Origin of the sequence: Sphingomonas sp. Ag1 (genome assembly GCF_000980895.1) — a bacterium.
Lineage (GTDB): Bacteria > Pseudomonadota > Alphaproteobacteria > Sphingomonadales > Sphingomonadaceae > Sphingomonas > Sphingomonas panaciterrae.
On the sequence record NZ_LAZX01000087.1, the window covers coordinates 106942 to 128815 of the forward strand.

The 21874-nt window shown below is 68.2% G+C and carries 19 protein-coding genes; 13 read left to right on the forward strand and 6 right to left on the reverse strand.

Features of this window, described 5'->3' with window-relative positions; genetic code table 11:
- The first annotated feature begins 112 nt into the window (after positions 1-112).
- From ftsE to XM50_RS07360, 4 genes are read left to right on the forward strand one after another with little or no spacing between them, the layout of a single operon-like run.
- The gene (gene ftsE, locus XM50_RS07345) at positions 113-820 is read left to right on the forward strand and encodes a cell division ATP-binding protein FtsE (protein WP_046408640.1); all 708 of its coding nucleotides are present in this window, start codon (positions 113-115) and stop codon (positions 818-820) included.
- Positions 817-1701 (forward strand): cell division protein FtsX, encoded by an 885-nt coding sequence (locus XM50_RS07350; RefSeq protein WP_046408641.1) that lies wholly within the window; start codon positions 817-819, stop codon positions 1699-1701. Before ftsE ends, XM50_RS07350 begins: the two co-directional genes overlap by 4 nt.
- The gene (locus XM50_RS07355) at positions 1698-2237 is read left to right on the forward strand and encodes a YdcF family protein (RefSeq protein WP_046408643.1); all 540 of its coding nucleotides are present in this window, start codon (positions 1698-1700) and stop codon (positions 2235-2237) included. Before XM50_RS07350 ends, XM50_RS07355 begins: the two co-directional genes overlap by 4 nt.
- Positions 2234-2929, forward strand: a complete 696-nt coding sequence (locus tag XM50_RS07360) for a lysophospholipid acyltransferase family protein (RefSeq protein WP_046408644.1) — start codon at positions 2234-2236, stop codon at positions 2927-2929. The genes XM50_RS07355 and XM50_RS07360 overlap by 4 nt, the downstream gene beginning before the upstream one ends.
- A 74-nt stretch (positions 2930-3003) precedes the next feature.
- Here the strand turns inward: XM50_RS07360 and XM50_RS07365 are convergent, their stop codons facing one another.
- Positions 3004-3912 (reverse strand): prephenate/arogenate dehydrogenase family protein, encoded by a 909-nt coding sequence (locus XM50_RS07365; protein WP_046408679.1) that lies wholly within the window; start codon positions 3910-3912, stop codon positions 3004-3006.
- Positions 3913-3961: 49 nt separating this feature from the next.
- On the reverse strand, positions 3962-5059 hold the full coding sequence (hisC, locus tag XM50_RS07370) for a histidinol-phosphate transaminase (RefSeq protein WP_046408680.1): 1098 nt from the start codon (positions 5057-5059) through the stop codon (positions 3962-3964).
- Between the two features lie 132 nt (positions 5060-5191).
- Between hisC and metX the strand changes: the two genes are divergently transcribed.
- The 3 genes from metX to XM50_RS07385 are packed head-to-tail and all read left to right on the forward strand — an operon-like array spanning position 5192 to position 7335.
- Positions 5192-6310 carry a homoserine O-acetyltransferase MetX gene (metX, locus tag XM50_RS07375; protein ID WP_046408646.1) on the forward strand — a complete coding sequence of 373 codons (1119 nt, stop codon included), beginning with the start codon at positions 5192-5194 and terminating at the stop codon, positions 6308-6310.
- Entirely contained in the window at positions 6307-6921 is a 615-nt protein-coding gene (gene metW / locus XM50_RS07380; protein ID WP_046408647.1) for a methionine biosynthesis protein MetW, read from the forward strand. The genes metX and metW overlap by 4 nt, the downstream gene beginning before the upstream one ends.
- Before the next feature lie 21 nt (positions 6922-6942).
- The gene (locus XM50_RS07385; RefSeq protein WP_046408648.1) at positions 6943-7335 is read left to right on the forward strand and encodes a response regulator; all 393 of its coding nucleotides are present in this window, start codon (positions 6943-6945) and stop codon (positions 7333-7335) included.
- On the opposite strand, the gene XM50_RS07390 is transcribed toward XM50_RS07385, so the two are convergent.
- The 4 genes from XM50_RS07390 to XM50_RS07405 form a co-directional block, all read right to left on the reverse strand.
- On the reverse strand, positions 7319-8836 hold the full coding sequence (locus tag XM50_RS07390) for a sensor histidine kinase (RefSeq protein ID WP_046408649.1): 1518 nt from the start codon (positions 8834-8836) through the stop codon (positions 7319-7321). The genes XM50_RS07385 and XM50_RS07390 overlap by 17 nt on opposite strands.
- 253 nt (positions 8837-9089) lie before the next feature.
- Positions 9090-11507 (reverse strand): hypothetical protein, encoded by a 2418-nt coding sequence (locus XM50_RS07395; RefSeq protein ID WP_046408650.1) that lies wholly within the window; start codon positions 11505-11507, stop codon positions 9090-9092.
- Complete coding sequence (locus XM50_RS07400) at positions 11504-12634, reverse strand: CDP-alcohol phosphatidyltransferase family protein (protein ID WP_197075452.1); 1131 nt, start codon at positions 12632-12634, stop codon at positions 11504-11506. Before XM50_RS07400 ends, XM50_RS07395 begins: the two co-directional genes overlap by 4 nt.
- A 17-nt stretch (positions 12635-12651) precedes the next feature.
- Entirely contained in the window at positions 12652-13776 is a 1125-nt protein-coding gene (locus XM50_RS07405) for a glycosyltransferase family 4 protein (protein ID WP_052742488.1), read from the reverse strand.
- Between the two features lie 359 nt (positions 13777-14135).
- Between XM50_RS07405 and XM50_RS07410 the strand changes: the two genes are divergently transcribed.
- The 6 genes from XM50_RS07410 (at position 14136) to XM50_RS07435 (ending at position 21590) form a co-directional block, all read left to right on the forward strand.
- Positions 14136-15479, forward strand: a complete 1344-nt coding sequence (locus XM50_RS07410) for a glycosyltransferase family 4 protein (RefSeq protein ID WP_197075454.1) — start codon at positions 14136-14138, stop codon at positions 15477-15479.
- Between the two features lie 110 nt (positions 15480-15589).
- Entirely contained in the window at positions 15590-16696 is a 1107-nt protein-coding gene (locus XM50_RS07415) for a hypothetical protein (RefSeq protein ID WP_052742489.1), read from the forward strand.
- The gene (locus tag XM50_RS07420) at positions 16696-17493 is read left to right on the forward strand and encodes an ABC transporter permease (protein ID WP_046408654.1); all 798 of its coding nucleotides are present in this window, start codon (positions 16696-16698) and stop codon (positions 17491-17493) included. Before XM50_RS07415 ends, XM50_RS07420 begins: the two co-directional genes overlap by 1 nt.
- A complete protein-coding gene (locus XM50_RS21030; protein ID WP_046408656.1) occupies positions 17490-18980 on the forward strand; it encodes an ATP-binding cassette domain-containing protein in 1491 nt (496 codons plus the stop codon). Before XM50_RS07420 ends, XM50_RS21030 begins: the two co-directional genes overlap by 4 nt.
- Positions 18981-19059: 79 nt before the next feature.
- On the forward strand, positions 19060-20373 hold the full coding sequence (locus XM50_RS07430; RefSeq protein WP_197075456.1) for a glycosyltransferase family 4 protein: 1314 nt from the start codon (positions 19060-19062) through the stop codon (positions 20371-20373).
- Positions 20373-21590 (forward strand): polysaccharide biosynthesis/export family protein, encoded by a 1218-nt coding sequence (locus XM50_RS07435; RefSeq protein ID WP_082102845.1) that lies wholly within the window; start codon positions 20373-20375, stop codon positions 21588-21590. The genes XM50_RS07430 and XM50_RS07435 overlap by 1 nt, the downstream gene beginning before the upstream one ends.
- Positions 21591-21874: the final 284 nt, after the last annotated feature.

A 21874-nucleotide genomic window follows, 5' to 3' on the forward strand; every position in this document is an offset into this window, starting at 1 on the left:
CGAATCTAAACACGCCCTGCGCCCCGCTTGCAAGCGGAGGTTGAAGCGGAAGGCTGCATCGTGCGATGGCGCGTGCAAGACATCGGTGGTTCAAGGGACAAGCAGCGCCGCAATGGCGAATATCGTGCAGTTCGAGAATGTGGGGCTGCGCTACGGGCAAGAGCCTGAAACGCTTTGCGATGTCAGTTTCGCGCTGGCCGCCGGTTCCTTCTATTTCCTGACGGGCGCGAGCGGCGCGGGCAAGACATCGCTGCTGCGTTTGCTGTACCTCGCGCAGCGCCCCAGCCGGGGCGTCATTCGCCTGTTTGGTGAGGATGCCGTGACCATGCCGCGCAGCCGCCTGCCGGGCTTTCGCCGGCGGATTGGCGTTGTCTTTCAGGACTTTCGGCTGGTGCCCCATCTGTCGGCGGCGGATAATGTCGCGCTGCCGCTCAGGATTGCAGGGATGCCGGAAGCCGAGATCGCAGAGCCGGTGAGCGAGATGCTCGCCTGGGTCGGGTTGGCGGAGCGCGCCGACGCGAAACCGGCGACGCTGTCGGGCGGCGAGCAACAGCGTGTCGCCATCGCGCGGGCGGTGATCGGGCGCCCGGAAATGCTGGTGGCCGACGAGCCGACGGGCAACGTCGACCCGGAAATGGCGGAGCGATTGCTGCTGCTGTTCGATTCGCTCAATCGGCTGGGTACGACGGTGGTGGTGGCCACCCACGACCTGCACCTGATGCACCGGGTGCCCGGCGCGCAGATGATGCGGCTGGTGAAGGGCCGGCTGCAGGATCCCACGGGGACGTTGCGTCACCCGCCGGCACGAGAGCTGCCATGAGCGGGGGCGGCGAGCGGACCCGGCGCGTCCTGGACGAGGCGCGCGGGGTACGGGCGATGGTGTGGATCATCGCCATCATGCTGTTCCTGACGGTGCTGGGCGCGGCGCTGGGGCTGGCCACGCGCAATGCCGCGAGCGGGCTGGAGAGCCAGCTCGCCGGGCGCGCGACGGTGCAGATCGTGACCGGCGACCCGGCGCGTCGCCAGGCGGAGGCGGACCGGGTCCTGGGCGCGCTTCGCCGGCTGGACGACGTGCGCGCGGCGACGCCGGTGGACCGCGGCGAACTGGCCGCGTTGCTGCGCCCGTGGCTGGGGGATGCGGGTGCCGACCCCGACCTGCCGGTGCCGACGATGATCGACCTGGAATTGGCAGACGGTGAGCCTGCCGCGCTCGCCCGCGTGCGTGCGGCGGTGACGAAGATCGCGCCGGCGGCGCGGGTCGATACGCATGAGGCGTGGATGACCCCGGTGGCGGATTTCCTGGACCTGATCGTGCTGATTGCGGCGGTGCTGGTGATCCTTCTAGCCGGGGCGACCGCTGCGGTGGTGGTGCTCGCGGCGCGTGCGGGGCTGGAGGCGCATCGCCAGACGATCGAGATCATGCACATGCTGGGATCGACCGATGTGCAGGTCGCGCGGCTGTTCCAGCGGCGGATCGCGCGTGATGCGGCGATTGGCGCGGTGATCGGCGGGGTGGCGGCGCTCGCGATGCTGCTGCTGATCAGCGCGCAGGCCGCGGGGCTTGGGTCCGAGCTGCTGGGGCAGGCGACACTGGGGCCGCTGGGCTGGGCGACGCTGGCGCTGCTGCCGGTCGCCTTTGTCCTGCTGGCGGCGCTGGCGGCGCGGCTGGCGATCACCCGCACGCTGGAGCGCGTCCTGTGATTTCGCGGTTCGTCGGATTGCTGGCGGTGGCCTGGGCGCTGGGCTTCGCGGTGTTCATGCTGAGGCTGGCCGAGCCGGCCGAGCCCTCGTTGACCACCGACGCCATCGTCGTGCCGACCGGCGGGCCGGGGCGTATCCCCCGCGGGCTGCAGATGATCGACGAGGGGCGCGCGAAGCGGATGCTGGTGACGGGGGTCGCCACCGGGCTGCGCAAGGCGGACCTGATCGCCGCCAACGGGCATGAGCGGGCGATCGCCTGCTGCGTCGACCTGGGCCGGGAGGCGGTGGACACCAGGTCCAATGCCGAGGAGACGGCGCGCTGGATGCGGGAGCATGGCTATAAGTCGGTGCGGCTGGTGACATCGGACTGGCATATGGCGCGCGCCCGGATGGAGCTGGGTGCGGCGCTGGACGGCGACGTCACGATCCATCGCGACGGCGTGCGTGCCGAACAGCCGCTGGGCCGGCTGGTCAACGAATACAACAAGCTGATCCTGCGGCGGATCGCCTTGTGGGCAGGAATCGACGGAATATGAACTGGTTACGCACGATCCTGTATCAGATCGTCTTTTACAGCGGGTCGGTGCTGATCGTGCTGGCCGTGCCGCTGGTAGCGCCGTTCGGGCAGAAGGCGACGATCCATCACGCGCATCGCTGGGCGCGGCTGAACCGCTGGGCGGCGCGGGTGTTCCTGGGCGTGACGACGCGGGTCGAGGGGGAGATCCCCGAGGGACAGTTCCTGTTCGCGGCCAAGCATCAGTCGATGTACGAGACGACCGAGCTGCAGCTGATCCTAGGCGGGCCGGCGATGGTGCTGAAGCGTGAGCTGAGCCGTATCCCTTTATGGGGTTGGGCGACCAAGCTGTACGGGTCCATGTCGGTCGATCGCGAGGCGTCGGCGAAGGCGCTGCGGCGGTTGATGGCGGAGGGCAAGGAGCTGCGCGCGCAGGGGCGGTCGGTGATCGTTTACCCTGAGGGAACGCGCGTGACGCCGGGGGAATCGCCGCCGCTGCGGTCGGGCTTTGCCGGGCTGTACAAGGCGGTGAACCTGCCGGTGGTGCCGATCGCGCTCGACAGTGGGCGGTTCATGCCGAAGAAGGGGCCGAAGCGGCCGGGGGTGGTGACGATCCGCGTTGGAACGCCGATCCCGGCGGGGCTACCGCGCAAGGAAATCGAGCAGCGCGTGTGGCAGGCGATCAATGCGCTGGAGCCCGGCGCGCAGGGGTAAGCGCGGCCGCCGGGCGGGTGCGAATGGCCTCAAAGCGGCGGTGAGCGGCCGCCCTCCGGCGAATTTTGGCCGCGTCAGTCGTGCTTGCGGCCAAAGTCCGCGGCGGCATCATCCTGGCCCTGATCGACGATCGAGCGGCGGATCGTGCGGGTGCGCGAAAACAGGTCGAACAAGGTGTCGCCATCGTCCCAGCGGATCGCGCGCTGAAGGTGCGACAGATCCTCGCTGAAGCGTTGCAGCATTTCGAGCACCGCGTCCTTGTTGGCGAGGAACACGTCGCGCCACATCGTCGGATCGGACGCGGCGATGCGGGTGAAGTCGCGAAAGCCGCCGGCGGAAAACTTGATGACTTCCGACTGGGTGACCTCCGCCAGATCGTTGGCGGTGCCGACGATCGTATAGGCGATGAGGTGCGGCAGGTGGCTGGTCACCGCCAGCACGCGATCGTGATGGTCCGGGGCCATGATCTCGACCGTGCTGCCGAGCCGGCGCCAGAATTCGGCGACCCGCTCGGTCGCGGCGGGATCGCCATCGGGAAGCGGGGTGACGATGCACCAGCGGCCGCGGAACAGGGTGGCGAAGCCCGCCTCCGGCCCGCTCTGTTCGGTGCCCGCGACGGGATGTGCCGGGACGATCGTGGCGTTGGGCAGCGCGTCGCGCAGCGCGCGCACCACCTCTGCCTTGCAGCTGCCGACGTCGCTGACGATCGCGTCGGCGGGAAGATCGGCCGCCATTTCCGCCGCCGCCGCGCCCATCGCGCCGACGGGGACGCACAGGATGACGAGATCGGCGTCGGTCACCGCGGCGCCGATCGTGTCGGTCACGTCATCGACGATCCCGAGCGCGTCGGCACGGCGGCGCACGTCGGGATCGGCATCATGGCCGACGAGCGCGACGGTGGGCATATAGTGACGCACCGCACGCGCGACGGAGGAACCGATCAGGCCGAGGCCGATGATGGTAACGCGTGCGAAGGGAAGCATCATGCCACCTTGGGTCAGGCCGCGCGGGCCGCGAGGAACGGGAGAGTGATCATTCGGCGCCGGCGAGCGTGCGCAGCGCCGCGATGACGCCGCGGGTTTCATCCTCGGTGCCGATGGTGATGCGCAGGCCGTGCGGGAGACCCTGGCCGGGGAGCCAGCGGACGATATAGCCGGCGTCCATCAGCCCCTTGTATGCGGTTTCCGCGGTCAGATCGCCCTCGAACACCACCAGCACGAAATTGGCCTGGCTGGGGATGGCGCGAAGGCCGGCATTGCCGAGCTTCGCGATCTCGTCCGAGAACCATGCCCGCCATTTCGCATTGTGGGCGGCGGCGTTGGCGACGAAATCGGTGTCGCCGAGCGCGGCGATCGCCGCCGACTGACCGGCGATGGTGATCGAGAAGGGCAGGCGGATGCGGTGCATCGCCTCGATCAGCGGCGCGGCGCCATAGCCCCAGCCGATGCGTTCGGCGGCGAGGCCGTACATCTTCGAGAAGGTGCGCGTGACCAGAACGTTCGAGGCACGTTCCGCCAGCGCCATCGCGCCATCATCGTCCGCGCCGTCGATATATTCGGCATAGGCATGGTCGAGGACGAGCAGGATGTCGTCGCGCAGGCCAGCGTGAAGCCGCTCGATCTCGCTGCGCGGCGCATAGGTGCCGGTCGGATTGTTGGGATTGGCGACGAATACCATCGTGGTGCGATCGGTGACGGCGGCGAGGATCGCGTCGACGTCGGTCGCATAATCCTTGTCCGGGGCGATCACCGGCGTCGCGCCGGTACGGCGGGTCGCGATCGGGTAAACCGCAAAGCCGTAATTGACGTAGATCACCTCGTCACCCGGCCCGGCGAAGGCGCCGGCGGCAAGGTGAAGCACCTCGTCCGAGCCATTGCCGTAGATGATCCGCGCGGGATCGAGCCCGTGCTTGGCCGCCAGCGCCTCGCGCAGATCGGCCGCGCCGGCATCGGGATAGCGTTCCAGGCTGGTCGCCGCGCTGGCGAATGCCTCACGCGCCAGCGGGCTGGTGCCGAGCGGATTTTCGTTGGAGGAAAGCTTCGCGACCTTGCGCCCATCCTCGGTCGTCGAGCGACCGGGAACATAGGGCGCAATCTGCATGATCCATGGCTTGGGAGCGGGTCCGTTCATGGCGCGGGCGTGTAGCGGGGGGCGGCGCAGCTTGGCAATGTGGCGGCGGCATTTCGGCGCAAGCAACGCGGCACCGAATGTTCGGTACACGAATGGTTTGCTTGCGCCGCGCACAATGCTAGCGCGCACAGCATGTCCGCCGACGACCAGCGTTTCGGTCTCCAGCGCCACGTGATCCTGCCCGGCCCGCTGCCGCTTGACGGTGGGGGCCAGCTCACGCCGGTCGAGATCGCCTATGAGACCTATGGCACGCTGGCGCCAGATGGCGGCAATGCGGTGCTGATCTGCCACGCGCTCACGATGGACCAGCATGTTGCCGGCGCCAATCCGCGCACCGGCAAGCCCGGCTGGTGGACTCAGATGGTGGGACCGGGTCGCCCGGTCGACACCGATCGTTTCTTCGTCGTGTGCGCCAACGTGCTGGGCAGCTGCATGGGTTCGTCCGGCCCGGCGACGATCAACCCGGCGACGGGCAAGCCGTTCGGGATGAGTTTCCCGGTCATCACGATCCGCGACATGGTGCGCGCGCAGGCGATGCTGCTCGACCATCTGGGCATCGGGCGGCTGAAGGCGGTGATCGGCGGATCGATGGGTGGGATGCAGGCGCTGAGCTGGCCCGCGACCTTCCCCGACCGGGTCGAGGCCGCCGTCATCATCGCATCGGCGGCGCGGCATTCGGCGCAGAACATCGCGTTCCACGAGGTCGGCCGGCAGGCGGTGATGGCCGATCCCAATTGGCGCGGGGGCGATTATTACGGCCATTCGGCGCCCGCCGCGGGGCTGGCGGTGGCGCGGATGGCAGCGCACATCACCTATCTGTCGGAGGCCGGGCTGACCGAGAAATTCGGTCGCAAGCTGCAGGCGAGGGAGGCCAAGACGTTCGGCTTCGACGCCGATTTTCAGGTCGAAAGCTACCTGCGGTACCAGGGCATTGCCTTTGTCGACCGGTTCGACGCCAATTCGTACCTCTATATCACCCGCGCGATGGATTATTTCGACCTGGCCGAGGAGCATGGCGGCTTGTTGGCCAATGCATTCCGCCAGACGCACGCGCGCTTCGCGCTGATCAGTTTCGATACCGACTGGCTGTATCCGACGCGCGAGTCGCGCAGCATCGTCCATGCGCTGAACGCGGCCGGGGCGCCGGTCAGCTTCGTCGAGCTGTCGAGCCCCTATGGCCATGATGCGTTCCTGCTCGATTCGCCCGAGATGAACCGCGTCGTCGCCGGATTCATGGGGACGGGCGCATGACGCCGGGCGCGGGCAATCTGCGCGCCGACCTGGCGATCATCGCCGACCATGTCGCGCCGGGCAGCCGCGTGCTGGACGTCGGATGCGGCGACGGGGCGCTGATGGCGGCGCTGCGCGATGGCAAGCAGGCGGACGCGCGCGGGCTGGAGCTTGACCCCGGCAATGTCGCGGCGGCGGTGGGGCGCGGGCTGAGCGTGATCCAGGGGGATGCCGACGTCGACCTAGCCGGATACCCCGATGCGAGTTTCGATTACGCCATTCTGAGCCAGACGCTGCAGACGTGCCGCGCGCCCGACGTGGTGCTGCGCCACCTGTTGCGCATCGGCCGCCACGCCTTTGTCAGCTTTCCCAATTTCGCGCACTGGCGGGTGCGGCTTTCGCTATTGTGGGGCGGGCGGATGCCGGTGACCCGGCTGCTGCCCGAACGCTGGTACGATACACCGAACATTCATCATCTGACCGTAGATGATTTTCGAGCCCATCTGCAGGATCAGGGAGTTGCCGTGGAAGGCGCCTGGTTCCTGTCAGGTGACAAGAAAACGACATCGGCCGCGGCAAATATCCTGGCAGAGCATGCGATATTCCTGCTGCGGGGAACTGAACGACCCTAATCTGTGTTGCCCAATCCAATCATGCCCAAGACTGCACTCATCATTGAAGACGAAATCTTCGTCGCGCTCGATCTGGAGCGGATATTGACGGATGCCGGCTATGTGGTCGCCGGAATCGCTGCCGACAGCGATCAGGCACTGGCCGCGGCGCCCGGGTGCGAGATCGCCTTCGTCGACATCAACCTGCGCGACGGGCCGACCGGGCCGCAGATCGCCGAGCGGATCGCGCGCGATTATGGCGTGAAGGTGGTGTTCGTCACCGCCAATCCGGCGCAGATCGGCATCCCGTCAGAGGCATTGGGCTATGTACGCAAGCCGTTCAGCGACCGCGCGATCCTGGCCGCGGCAGCGCTGGCGAGCGGGATCGGCGAACCGGCCGACGACGAAGTGATCCGGATCAGCCGGACCGGCTGAACGAGGCGACCGGCGCCTCCATCACCAGTTCTAGGCCCGTCGGCCGCCAATCGCGCGTGACCGCGCCGCCGAGCTGGCGCACCGCGCTCAATTCAATCAGCTGGGTGCCGAAGCCCGCGGCAATCGCGCTTGCGTCGATGCCGGGGCCGCCCTCTTCGCGCCAGACGATCCGCGCCGTCGCTTCATCGCGGCTGATCGCGATCCACACGCGGCCGCCGGCGACCGAGAGCGCGCCATATTTGCTCGCGTTGGTGGCAAGCTCGTGGAACAGCAACGCCAGCGGCGTGGCCGCGCGATCGTCGACTGCGATATCGGCGCCGCTGATGACCAGCCGCTCGCCGGGATGCGCCTGATAGGGGGCGAACAATTGCTCCAGCAGGCCGCGCAGGCTGTCCTGATGCGCCGAGGGGCGCGAATGCGGGCTGTGCGGACGGACGAAATCATGCGCCTTGCCGAGCGCCGCGATGCGCGCGCGCAGGTCCGCGGCGAGCGGCACCAGTTCGGGATGGGCGCGCGCGGCTACCTGGATCAGCCCGCCGATCACGGCGAAGATGTTCTTGATGCGGTGCGACAGTTCCTGGCTGATCACCTCACGCTCTTCGAGCGCAAGTTTCTGCTCGTGAATGTCGGTGCAGGTGCCGAACCAGCGGGTGATCCGCCCCTTTGAATCGCGGATCGGCAGCGCCCGGCCGAGCACCCAGCGATAGGTGCCGTCGAAATGGCGCAGGCGATATTCGATCTGATAGGCGTCGCCAGTGGCAAGGCTGTGCTGCCACACCTGCCACGCGCGGGCCTGATCGTCGGGGTGGAACATGTCGTTCCAGCCCTCGCCATCGGTGGTGCCGGCCGGCGCGCCGGTGAATTCATACCAGCGTGCGTTGTAATAATCGTGATAGCCGTCGGGCAGCGTCGACCAGACCATCTGCGGCATGGTGTCGGCGAGCGTGCGGAAGCGTTCCTCGCTGTCGGCGAGCGCGGCGCGCTGCTCTCGCTGTTCGCGCGCAACGCGGCGGGCCTCCAGCCGGGAGATGGTGGCAGTGGCGAGGATTTCGAGGCCGCGGCGCTGGAAGTCGTTGAGCGGCGCGCGCGGCGACGTGTCGATCACGCACACCGCGCCGAGCGGCGTCCCCTCTCGCGAGACGAGCGGGGCGCCGGCGTAGAAGCGGATGAACGGATCGCCGGTGACGAGCGGATTGTCGCGGAAGCGCCCGTCCTGCGTCGCGTCCACGACTTCCATCACGACGTGGCCGTGCATGGCGTGGGCGCAGAAGGATTGCGAGCGCGGCGTGCCGTCGACGTCGAGGCCGACGCGCGACAGGAAGAACTGGTCCTGCTGCTCAACCAGGCTGACCAGCGCGATCGGCGCCTGGCACAGCTCGGCCGCGAAGGCGGTGAGATCGTCCAGCAGGCCTTCGTCGCGCGCGCCGGCGAGGTCATAGAGCTCCATCACGCGGGCGCGCTCAAGCTCGTCGAGGTCGGGCAGGGAGGAGAGCGTAACCATTCCTTCCGGGAAGTTCGGGTGGGGATCAACCGACGAAGGGCGAGGTTGATCCCGATCATGAAGCGGGGCCGCCATGGCCTGGTGGGAGCGGTGGGTGGTCAACGCGGCGCCCTGGTCACTGGACCAGCAATGGCCGTGCCGTGAAAGGAAAGATGCATCCAGTTTGCCCCGCCTGAAACCTTCGGCCGAGCGCTAGCATATTGCGCGCGGCCGTTCGAGTATCGCCACCGCGCCGGCTCGCTGATCGTGCGCGTTACGCCTTTGGGGTGATCGCGATGCTCAGGGGAAGCGCCTCACCCGCGGGGATATCGAGCAGGGCGCGGTCGAGATGCGGGACGAGGCCGAGCGCCGCCCAGGGCTGGGTTTCCGAATTGGTCTCCCCGGCGTTGAACGAGGTGCGCACCTCGATCAGGCCGTCGCGATAGTCGGCCGCACGCAGCAACGCCTGCGTCGCGGTGGCAGCGAGCTGTTGCAGATGGGCGCGGATGACGTCGGGAAGGGCGAGGCGACCGGTGGCGGCGGCATGGTCGATGAGGTGGAACGCCCGCAGCGCCAGGCCGAGCTTGTAGGTCCAGAAGCCGGTGTCGACGAGATCGTCGTCGTCCATGCTCCGGCTGATGACGATCGTGGGATGATCGAGCGGGTCGTTGCCGTAGCTGGAGCTGGTCGGGGTGGCGATGCGCAGCGCGGTCACGCCGGCCGCGATGGCGGCGGCGAGGGCTGTGCTCGGCGGCTGGGTGAAGGCGCGGCGGCCGAGCGCGAGCAAGGCGGCGCATTGGCTGTCGAGCTCCGGCCGCCAGGGCGCGTCGGGAAGGCCGCCGCCGAATACGGCGGCGTCCGGATCACCGGCGACCGGGGTCTGTGTGTCAAGGAGCAGGTTCGTCAGCCGGTCGGCAAGGCGGTCATAGCCGGCGTCGGGATGGGCGCGGGCGATCGTGTCGAGCGAGAGGATGACGAAGGCGAGGCCGCGCACGAAAATCCGTTCGTGCGCGTTCGGATCGTCGGGGCGCAGGTGATCGCGGTAGAGCGACAAGTGCCGGTCGTACCAGGCGCGCAGCGTCGTCATGCGATCGGGCGGCACTGTGCCGTAGGCGTTCGTGCTGGCGAAGAAGAGCCAGGTGGCGACTGCGTTCAGCTCCACCCCGGTATCGTAGGACATGCTGGGATCGCGGCACCAGCCGCCGTCGCCGGCGTCGTGGATCAGATCGCGATACTCGGCCGCCCGGTCATAATAGCCGCCGGTCGTCACGAGCCGCGTGTCGCGTACCACGAAGGGCGTGCGGCGCGTGGCGGCGCGGCCGCGATAGTGGAGGCGGAGGCCGGTCAGTCGCTCGTCGTCGGTGACGGCGGATAGCTTCGTCGCGGTGTCGGCAGGCGCGACGTGCACGCCGACGGCATGGCCGGGCAGGCTGCGGCTTTCCCACAGGCACAGATAGGGCATGGCGGCGGCCGACAGGGGCAGGGAACCAAGCGCGGGAGCGATGTGCGCCCGGGACGTGCTGCCGAGCGTGGAGAGCGTGTCGAAATGCCCGAGCTGGTCGAGATCGCCCAGCCCCGGGGTGACGGTGATGTCCTTCAGGGTCACGAAGCGCGCCGGCCGGACGGCGAGTTCGAACCCAATGGTGCTGCGGTCTGCCGCGAGCGAGTAGGTACAGGTCACGGTGGCAAGTTCGCGAGTGACGTCGCCGGGATCGCGAATGGTGCTGACATGGCGCAGCATCACGCGGTCGCCGTCGTGCGTCACCTCCTGCGCGAAGATGGCGGCGGCGAGGTCGCAGGTGACCGGCCGGCCGCGCCAGCTGGCGGTCAGCGTGCCGGGGACGAAGCAGACGATCGGGCGGCTGCGCCCGTCGTTGAAGCGGATCGCCTGCTGGATGCGGCCGCGCGAGAGGTCGCCGAAGGTGATCGTAAAGGGCGTCGCCACCTTGAGATCGTGCGGATCGTCCGATTCCACGCGCAGGTCGGCGGGGCCGATGCGGCGGTGGATGAGGCCTGCCGGGGACAATGCCATCACCAGATCGATGAGGCGCGAGGCAAGGTCGGGCTGCTCCGCGGCCAGCGTGGGGAGGCAGAACAATTCGGCCACCTTGCCCGCGTCGTCGCCCCAGAACCAGCGCGTGCCGGCAAAGGGCAGCGCGGTCTCCGCGAGCGCGACGAGGCCGCTGTCGTCGCTGACCTGCTGTACCAGATCGCGCGCGATCAGCCGCGCCATCGCCGTCAGTGCCTCATCGGCGGACAGTTCGGCGTGTGGCGTGGTGGTGGCGGCGACCAGCGCCGGTGAGGCATGGGTGCGGGCCCAGGCCATCATCGCGGTCAACGCGCCAGTGTGCGCCCGGTCTGCCGCGGGCCCGGCGCGATCGGACGGCGCGAGGACGATGAACACCGCATTGGCGAAGACGGGGCGGTACAGGATCAGCAGCGGGTAGAGGCTATCCGCGGGGATCGAGGTGTAGTCGCCCTTGTGGATCGCGACCGCCGCAAACCCCTGCGCGATCGGATCGGCCATGTCCTGCGGGCAGATGGCGCCAGGAAAGGCGTGGTGAAGCGGTGCGGGGACCACCAGCCGTGCGGTTTCATCGGCAAGGCCGGTCAGGAAATCATGCAGGCTGCGCCATTCGGGATCGCTCAGCGTGGCGGCGAGATCGGGGGCTGACGGCCCGGTCGCCTTCAAAGCGAATAGCCCCCGCGCAATGCGCCGTCGGGGCGCTTTGCCGCCGCTGCGTGGCGGCGGCTGGTGCGGACCAGGACGGTGACGGTCACCACCAGCCAGCCGGCGGCGACGATGGCAAAGGCGAACAAGGCGAGACGCGTCAGGCCAAGGATGATCAGCAGCGCGGCCACGGCGGCGAAGAAATCGCGCATCGTGAGCCAGATCAGCCACTGCATGACGGCGGACCGCCGCTCGCCGACATGCCCCTTGATGACGTCGAAATTGACCGGCTGGCCCGATGCCTTGGCCCGCCGCCCGATCAGGAACAGGCCGCTGGCCAGCATGACCAGCCCGGCCGCGCCGGCGAGGCTGGCGGACACATCGCCGCTCATCGCCAGATTGACCGTCACGCCGGTGACGAAAGCGAGGTTGGTCAGCGCGTCGACGAGGCTGTCGAGCATGGCGCCGCGATCCGACGTGCGCCACGTCGCGCGCGCCATTTCCCCATCGACGCCGTCGAAGATCGAGGCCGCCTGGAAGAGGATCGCGCCCAGGATCAGCCCCGGATGCCCGCCGAGCAGCAGCGAGAGGATCATTGCCAGCCCCAGCGTTGCGGTGCCCAGGGTTGCGTGAAACGGGGTGATGCCCGGGCATCGCAGCAGGGTGCGGGTAATCCGCTGCGAGATGGGACGATTGAGGTAGCGCGAGACGATGCCGTCCGTCGTCTTGCCGGTGCCGGCGATGATCGTCCGGCTGGCGTGGCGCAGCGCGAGCGCGGGATCCTCAGCGCCCCAGGTGACCGGGGCGAGGGCCGACTGGACGGTGGCGGCAACATCCCCGCCGGGGGCGAGATCTGCCAGGGCGGCGACCAGCGCCTCGCCATCGATGCGGAGCGCGCCGGGGGCGGGCGATCCGCCGAGCACGAGGTGCAGGCCCCGGGCAAGACGCCGGCATTCGGCGCGGCAGCCGGCGCCGGGCGTCCACGATCCTTCGGCGGTGATGATGCAGCGGATATCCTCGCCGGCAAAAGCCTCCGCCACGCCGCGCGCCGCGCGCGCCGCAGCGGGAATGCCGGCCACGCGGTATTCGGCAGCGGCCGCGCTGCGGAAGACGATGTCGATCACGGACAGGCTGTCTGCTTGGTTCACGGGTACTCGATCTTCCATCATCGCGACACGGTCTGGCGGTAAATGCCGATCATGGTCGTCGCCGCGCTTTCCCAGCTCAGCTCGGCGGCGCGGGCCAGCCCGGCGCGGCGCAGGTCGGCCGCCGTCCGGCTGTCATCGACCACCGCAACCAGGGCGTGCGCGATGTCGGCCGGATCACGGGGATCGACCAGGCGAGCGGCACCGCCCGCCACCTCGGGCATGGCCGATACATTGCTGGTGATGACCGGACAGCCGCATGCCATCGCCTCCGCCAGGGGATTGCCGAAGCCTTCATACAGCGATGGGTGGAGAAAGGCACTGGCGGCCGAATAGAGCGACAGCAGGACATCCTCCGACACCGCCGAGAGCAGGTGCACACGGTCAGCGATCCCCAGCTCTGCCGCCAGGCGGTACAGCCGCCGCACGCCGGGGCCGGCGCGCTGCACGATGACGAGATCGATGTCGGTACGGTCGCGAAATGCGGTCGCGAAACCGGCAATCGCACCTTCATGGTTCTTGTACGGCGCATATTGGCCGGTGGTGAGAACAAAGCGCCGATCCGGATGCAATCCGAGCGCCGCCAATGCGGGCCAGTCCGGGGCCACCGGGCGAAAGCGTGACGCGACGCCGGAGCGGGCGATATGCACCCGCGGCGCGGCGGAGGGTTCATGCGTGACGATATCGCGCGCAGTCGCCTCGCTGACCGCGACGATCGCATCGGCGGACCGCAGCGCGCGCCGGATGCCGTGGCCGTAGAACAGGCGGTCGATCGTGCCGCGCAGGCCGGTGCGGCACCAGTCCGGATGGGTCAGCCACATGATGTCGTGCACCGTCGTGACGCACGGGACGGTCAGCCGCGCCGGCATGATGTTGGACGGCGCGTGGAACAGGTCAATCGCTGCCATGTCGATGAGACGCGGCAGCCACCACATGCTCGCGGGGCCGTTCGCCGCCTGGGGCACCACGACTTCGGTGACGTTGGCGGCCGCGCTGAGCGTGCCGGGATGCGCCGGATTGCGCAGCAGCAGGAAATCGAGGTCGGGCGCGCGGAGCGGCATGAGATCGATCAACCCCCGCAGCACCTCAGCGATGCCGCTGTAGCGCCTGCCAATGTAGCGGCAATCGATACAGATCGTCGTCAAGCTGCGTTCACCCGCCGTGTCCAGCGAGGGCGAGGTCGCATCGGACGGCCACGCCGAGCGGGAAACGCTGCACGCTACAGTGCCGGCGGGTGACGATGCGATCGTGTACGCACAGGCGAAAACGGCAAGCCATGCGGCGGATGTACCGCCGCGCGAATGGCCGCGAACCTAGGGAGGTTCACACCTGTCCGAGGGACACGCCATCTGCGACGATGCGGCGCAAATTGGCAAAAGAGTTGTCCGGCCGCCGTCGCATCCGGCACGCGAAAAAGCGCATCTTGGGAACGGCGCGCAGTAAGTATAAGCTGCGATATCGGCCAATACACTCGCGTGGCATTCAGCACAGGGAGGGGACGGTCGTGAAGCCTGACCAACTTCTTTCTGTGTACGACGATTGTCCGGCGGCTTGGGAACGGCGCGATGCGGCGTCCGGTGATCATCTTGTCGCGGCCATGCGCCACGCCCTGGCGGCAGCGCGGCCGCCGCCGGATGCGGGGCGGGCCCTGCTGCTGGATGTGACGCGGTTGATTGCGTGCTGCTGGACCGGCCGGTTGCCCACCGGCATCGACCGGGTCTGCTACGCCTACCTCCACCATTATGCCGGGCGCGCATCGGCCGTGATCCAGCACCGCGGCTTCATCCGGGTGCTGGATCGGCGGCATACCGATGCCCTATTCGATCTGCTGCGCGATCGGCGCCGCGGCTTCCAGGCGCGCATCGCGGCGTTTGCGCCGCGGGCCTTGGCGGCGGGGAGCGCGCCGCCGCGCGGCGCGACCTATGTCAACGTCGGTCACACCGATTTCGACCTGCCCTCGCACACGCGCTGGATCGGACGGCACGGATTGCGGCCGGTGTATCTGATCCATGACCTGATCCCGATCACCCACAAGCAGCTTTGCCGCCCCCATGCGGTCCGGCGGCATCTGGGCCGCGTGGCCAATGCGTTGCGGCATGGCGCTGGTATCGTCGTGAGCAGCCAGGCGGTGGCGGAGGACTTGCTGCGCTTTGCGCGTGAGTGCCGGCTGAAGGCGCCACCGCTGCTTGTCGCACCGCTGGCGGGAGCGACGTTCGAGACGCGCCGCGGCCTGCACGGGGATGCCGAGCGGTATTTCCTGTGCGTGGGGACGATCGAGGGGCGCAAGAACCATGTCCTGCTGCTCGAAGTGTGGCGGCGGCTCCGCCAGCGGCTGGGGCGGGCGGCGCCGCGGCTCGTCATCGTCGGGCAATGGGGGCGGGGCGCCGAACAGGTGCGCGACATGCTGGCGCGCGATCCGGACCTGGCCGAGCATGTCGTCCGGATCGACCATTGCACCGACGAGGAACTGGCAGGGTTGATGGCGGGGGCCTGCGCCATGCTGATGCCGACGCTGGCGGAAGGATACGGACTGCCGATGGCGGAGGCGCTGGGGCTGCGGCTGCCGGTGATCGCCAGCGACCTGCCGTGTTTCCACGAGGTGGGGAAGGGGATCCCCTGTTTGCTCGACCCGCATGACGTGGAGGCATGGGCGGCCGTGATCGCCCGTTTTGGTGACGATTGCCCGCGGTATCGGCGCCAGATCATGCAGGTTCGGCGGTTCCGCCCGACGACATGGGGCGATCATTTCGACCGCGTCGATGAATGGCTGCCGACGCTGGAGCGCGGGGATGACGCGGAGGCCGCGCACCCGGCCGCGCCGATCGGGGAGTGCGAGGATGTGGCTTGAGCGGAAGGAGGTGGCTGCTTGCCCGATGATCGGTCAGCCCAGGAGGGGCGAACGACCCATGCATGGCTGCCGATCCGGATCCTAGCCAACAACGACCGGGGGGTTCGAGATTGACCAATAACCTGCTGGTACGGCTGAGACGCCTTGGTCCGATTTTCCTGATCGCGGTCGTTATCCCGACGCTTGGGGCGTTCCTCTACTTCGGGCTGTTCGCCAGCGACGTCTATGTTTCCGAATCGCGCTTCGTCGTGCGCAGCCCGAGCAAGGCGGCGGTCACGTCGCTCGGGCAGGTGCTGAGCAGCGGCGGGCTGACCGGGGCGAGCGAGGAGAGCAATGCGGTCATCGAGTATCTCGAGTCGCGCAGCGCCGTCGCGGACGCCAATCGCGCCAACCTGCTGAGCCGCGCATGGAGCGATGCCAAGATCTTCGTGCTGGACCGGTTCGGCGGGCTGCGGGAGCCGAACCGCGAGCGGCTGTATCGCTATTACCTCGACAAGGTGACGGTGGAGGATGAGCCGACCACGCAGGTCGTCCACCTGACCGTCCGCGCCTTTGCCGCGCCCGATGCGCAGGCGATCAATGAACGGCTGCTCGAGCGATCCGAAGCGCTGGTCAACCGCCTGTCCGACCGGGCGCGCGGCGACGCGCTGGCGCTGGCGAACCGCGAGGTCGACGAGGCGCAGCAGCGTGCGCGCAACGCGGCGATCGCGCTGGCCGATTACCGCAACCGGTCCCGCATCATCGATCCCGAGAAGCAGGCCGCCGCGCGGCTGCAGATGGTGTCCAAGCTGCAGGACGAGCTGATCGCCGCGCAGACCCAGCTGAAGCAGATGGAGACATACACCCCGCAGGCGACGCAGATCCCGTATCTGCGCACGCAGGTGGCCTCGTTGCAGCGCGAGATCGCGGCCCAGACCGCCAGCATCGCCGGCGGTTCCGGCTCGCTGTCGTCGACCGCTGCGCGCTATCAGGTGCTGCTGCTGGATTCTGAGCTGGCGGGCAAGCAGCTCGCCGCGGCGCTGATCGGGCTGCAGGATGCGCGCGCCGAGGCGCGGCGCAAGCGCGCCTATGTCGAGCGGATCGCCGAGCCCAGCCTGCCGGATTATGCGGTCGAGCCCAAGCGGCTGCGGGGGATTGTCGCGACCCTGCTGCTTGGTCTGCTCACCTGGGGCATCCTGTCGGTGCTGCTGGTCGGCGTGCGCGAGCATCGCGACTGATGGATCGGGCCGCCACGCCCCCGTTGCGCGAAAGCATGCGCGTCCAGGTCCGCATCCTGGGCGCCTTGCTGGTGCGCGAGATGCTGACCCGTTATGGCCGGCACAACATCGGTTTCCTGTGGCTGTTCGTCGAGCCGATGATGTTCACCGCCGGCGTGACCGCGCTGTGGACGGCCAGCAAGTCGGTCCATGGCAGCGACCTGCCGATCGTCGCCTTCGCGCTGACCGGCTATTCCAGCGTGCTGTTGTGGCGCAACATGCCGGGGCGGTGCATCGGCGCGCTGTGGAGCAACCTGTCGCTGATGTACCATCGCAACATCCGCGTGCTGGACATCTATGTCGCGCGGATCCTGCTGGAATTCGGCGGCGCGACCATTTCGTTCGCGACGCTGAGCGTGTTCTTCATCGCGCTCGGCTGGCTGAAGCCGCCCGAGAATGTGCTGGAAGTGGCGGCCGGCTGGCTCATCATCGCCTGGTTCGGCGCGGCGCTGGCGATCACGCTGGGCGCGCTGTCGCATGAGAGCGAGCTGGTCGAAAAATTGTGGCACCCGGCGTCCTACCTGATCTTCCCGCTGTCGGGCGCCGCGTTCCTGGTCGACGCGCTGCCGGAGGTGGCGCAGAAATATGTGCTGCTGATCCCGATGGTGCACGGCACCGAGATCGTGCGCGAAGGCTATTTCGGGTCGCGGGTGAACGCCCATTATGACCTGGGTTACGTCCTGCCGTTCTGCCTGGTGCTGACCTTTGTCGCGCTGGTCGCGACGCGCTGGGTCGCGGCGCGGGTGGTGCCCGAATGATCCGGCTGAGCGGCGTCCGGAAGGTGTATCGCACGCGGTTCGGCGACAATGTCGTGCTCGACGGCATCGACCTGGAGCTGCGCATGGGCGAGCGGCTGGGCATCCTGGGACGCAACGGCGCCGGCAAGTCGACCATGGTGCGCCTGATCAGCGGCGCCGAGCGGCAGACGGCGGGGCGGATCGAGCGCACCATGTCGGTATCCTGGCCACTCGCCTTTGGCGGGGCGTTCCAGCAGAACCTGACCGGGGTCGACAATGTGCGCTTCATCAGCCGCGTGTACGACCAGGATTTCGCGCGCAACCTGGCGTTCGTCGAGGATTTCTCCGAGCTTGGGCCCTATCTGCGCGAGCCGGTGCGGACCTATTCCTCAGGCATGCGCGCGCGGCTGGCGTTCGCCATTTCCATGATCATCGAGTTCGACTGCTTTCTGATCGACGAGATCGGCGCGGTCGGCGACGCGCGGTTCCATGATCGCTGCAATTACGAGCTGTTTGGCAAGCGCGGCGACCGGGCGATGGTGCTGATCTCACACGATGCCGGCTATGTCCGCGATCACTGCAATCGTTTCGCGCTGCTGCATCAGGGCAAGCTGGCGCTCTATGACGATTTCGAAACGGCCTACGGCGAGTTCCGCGAGCGGATCGGCCTGATCGCCGCGCCCGTGATCGACCATTCGACCACCGCCGATCGCGGCGCGCTGATCGAAGTGGCGCAGCATCGCGCGTTGCAGGATGAGCGGTTCACGATGCTGGTGCGCGAGGGCGACTGGCTGCGCGACGAACGCCGCTGGGGCGAGGCGGAGGAGCGCTATGCCGCCGCGCTGGCGCTGCATCCCTATCAGCGGTCCTATTGGGTGCAGCATGCGCATGTCGCCAAGGAGGATGGTGACTTCCAGCGTGCGGAAGCCTCTTATCGCACCGCCTGCGCGTTCGGCGAGCCGGTCCATGACGTGATCGAGCATCTCGCCTTCGTGCTGTCGCGGCAGGGGATCGAACCCGCCGCATGGCCGGTCCACCCTTATGTAAAGGGGCCGGTGAAGAACCAGGTGCCGGGCGGACCCGATATCGCGGTGCTTGCGCGCCTGTTGTGGGATGAGGAGGCGCCGGAGACCGAAGTGGTCGCGCTGCTGCGTCGCCACGCCACCTTCGACGACCTGCTGTTCGACATGCTGAGCCATGAGCGCGTGCGCGACGTGCACGAGCCGTGGCTGCGCCATGCCCGCGAGCATGGGACGATCCCGCGCGACCTGGCGCACGGTGGCGGCACCGAGGGGTCGGCGGCGGGTAGCGACGCCGCCGACTGGGCGCGGACCGTGTGCGTCATCGCGCTGTCCGAGGCGTCCGATGACACTCGTCAGCAATTGATCGACGGCATCGTCGCGGGACAGGCGCCGCTGCCGCTGCTCATCACCCTTGGCGGCTTTGCCGATTGGCCGCTGACGCAGGCGGCGTTGCAGCACCTCGTCGCGCCGCAAACCGAACAATGAATGGCCGAACAATGAGCGCCCGAACAATGAGTGGCCCGAACAATGAGCGGCCCGCCCCATCCATCATGGTAGTTGCCCAATGAAGAACATCCTGATCGACGGCTATAATCTGGGGCTGGAAAAGGGCACCGGTGTCGCCACTTACGCGCGCAACCTCAGCTATGAGATCGGGCATCTGGGCTATCGCACGTCGGTGCTCTACGGCAATCGCGCCGCGCCATCGCGCCAGCCACTGATGCGCGAGATCGCGTTCTTCGACAGCAATGTGGGGGAGCGCAACCGGTCGCTGGAGATCATCGAGCAGTTCCACCGCGCGCTGCTCGGCCCGCTTGGCCATGTCGCGGCGGAGGTGCCGATCACCGGCAAGGTCATCGCGCGGCAATATAGCGCGCGGATGCCGCATTATGACACGCTCTACAATGCGACCGACGTGTTCAAGCGCTCGCAGAGCGCGTTCAAGCTGTGGGGGGAGGTGTCCAACGTGCGGCTGCCGGTGCGGCCGGACCTGGTGCACTGGACCTATCCCATTCCGCTGCGCGTCAAGAAGACGACCAACATCTACACGCTGCACGATCTGGTGCCGCTGCGGCTGCCCTATGCGACGCTTGACCACAAACGGCGCTATTTCAGTCTCCTCAAGAAGCTTGATCGCACGGCGGATCACTTCGTCACCGTGTCGGAATGTTCGCGCCGCGACCTGATCGAGGTGGCGGGGATCGCGCCGGAGCGGATCACCAACACCTATCAGTCGGTCGACATCCCGGCCAAGTATCGGGACAAATCCGACGAGCAGGTGGCGCGCGAGGTGGAGGGGGCGACCGGCACCGGGTTCAAGGAATATTTCCTGTTCTGGGGCTCGATCGAGCCGAAGAAGAACATCGGCCGGATGCTTGAGGCCTATCTGGCGAGCAAGGTCGATACGCCGCTGGTGATGGTGGGCGCGCAGGCGTGGAAATCGGAGCAGGAGCTTCGCCTGCTCGACAATGCGAGCCTGGAATGGTTCCAGATCGCCGACCGCTCGATCCTGCATCGCAAGCGGGTGATCCAGCTGCAATATGCACCCTTCAGCCTGCTGGTGAGCCTGATCCGCGGCGCCAAGGCGGCCCTGTTCCCCTCGCTGTACGAGGGGTTCGGCCTGCCAGTGCTGGAGGCGATGTCGCTGGGGACGCCGGTGCTGTGCTCCGACACCTCGTCGCTGCCCGAAGTGGCGGGCGATGCCGCGCTGATGATCGATCCCTATGACACGGCGGCGATCAGCCAGGCGATCCGCACGCTGGATGCGGATGACGACCTGCGCGCCGAGCTGTCGCGGCGCGGCCTGGAGCAGGCGGCCCGCTTCAGCCCCGCCATCTATCGCGACCATCTTGCCGCCTTGTATCAGAGGTTCCTGTGATGACCCGGCACACGCTAGGCTATTTGACGCCCGCGCACCCCACTGGCGCGCGCCGGCTGCGGCGATGGATCGCGGGCACGATCACGCTGGCGATGCTGTCCGGGTGCACGGCGTTCGGCGGGTCGGGGCCGTCCACCGGCGCGGTGAAGCGGGCCTATAAGGAAGGCTATGCCACGGCCGATATCCAAGTGATGGATCTCGACAGCAATGTGATCCAGCGCGTGAGGGCGGCGACACAGTCGCAGCGGTTCGCGCAGGTATTCGGATCGACCCCGCCGACCGCGACGGTGATCGGCAGCGGCGATATTCTGGACGTCGCCGTATGGGAGGCGCCGCCGGCGGTGCTCTTTGGCGCGACCAGCGTCGATCCGCGGCTCGCCGCCAACCCGATGGTGGCGCAGAGCGCGGCGATCCCGCAGCAGATGGTCAGCGAGGAGGGCACCATCTCGGTCCCGTTCGTCGGCCAGCTGGCGGTGCGCGGGCGTACGCCGCAGCAGGTGGAGCGGCTGATCATCGCGGGGCTCGCCGGGCGGGCGCACGCGCCGCAGGCGGTGGTGCGCGTGGTGCAGAACGACAGCCGCGCGGTGACGATTCTGGGCGAGGTCGCGGCGAGCCGACGGATGCCGCTGACCGGGCGCGGGGAACGGCTGCTCGATGCCCTCGCGGCGGCGGGCGGCACGCGCCAGCCGGTGGGCAAGATGACGGTGCAGCTCGCGCGGGGTGGGCGGACCGCGATCATGCCGCTGGAAACGATCATCGCCGAGCCGGCGCAGAATGTGACGCTGGCGCCGGGCGACGTCGTGACCGCGCTGTTCCAGCCGTTCAGCTTCATTGCCCTGGGCGCGGTGGCGCAGAATGCGGAAGTGCCGTTCGAGGGTGGCGGCCTGTCGCTGGCGCAGGCGCTGGGACGGATCGGCGGGCTGCGCGACGATCGCGCGAGCGTGCACGGCGTGTTCATCTTCCGCCTCGAGGATCCCGCTGCGCTCGCCCCCGAGGTCGCGGCGACCGCGCGCCGGACGGCGGATGGTCGCATCCCGGTGATCTATCGCCTCGACATGAGCAACGGCACCGCCCTGTTCGCGGCGCAGGATTTCCAGATTCGCAACCGCGACGTTTTGTATGTCTCCAACGCGCCGCTGGTGGATTTCCAGAAGTTCCTGAACACCGTGTCCAACGCCGCCTTCTCGATCATCGGCATCGGCAATGCGCTGAACTAGGCGGGGTGCGGCGACGGTGGTGGCGCGCACCATGGACCTCGCGGGCGATCCTCATTCTTTGGGCCGGCTGGTCGCGGTAGGTAGAATGGGCACAAAAAACGGGGCCGCAGTGACAGACTGCGGCCCCGGGATCAGAGAAGTCGAATAGGGCGTGGGCGCAGTTCGGCTGCGCCACGCGGTTTAGAAAGGAACGTCGTCGTCCAGGTCGTCGGCGAAGCCGCCGCGGGACTGGCCGAAGCCGCCGCCGCTGCTGGCGCCGCCGCGACCACCGCCGCCGCCGCCGC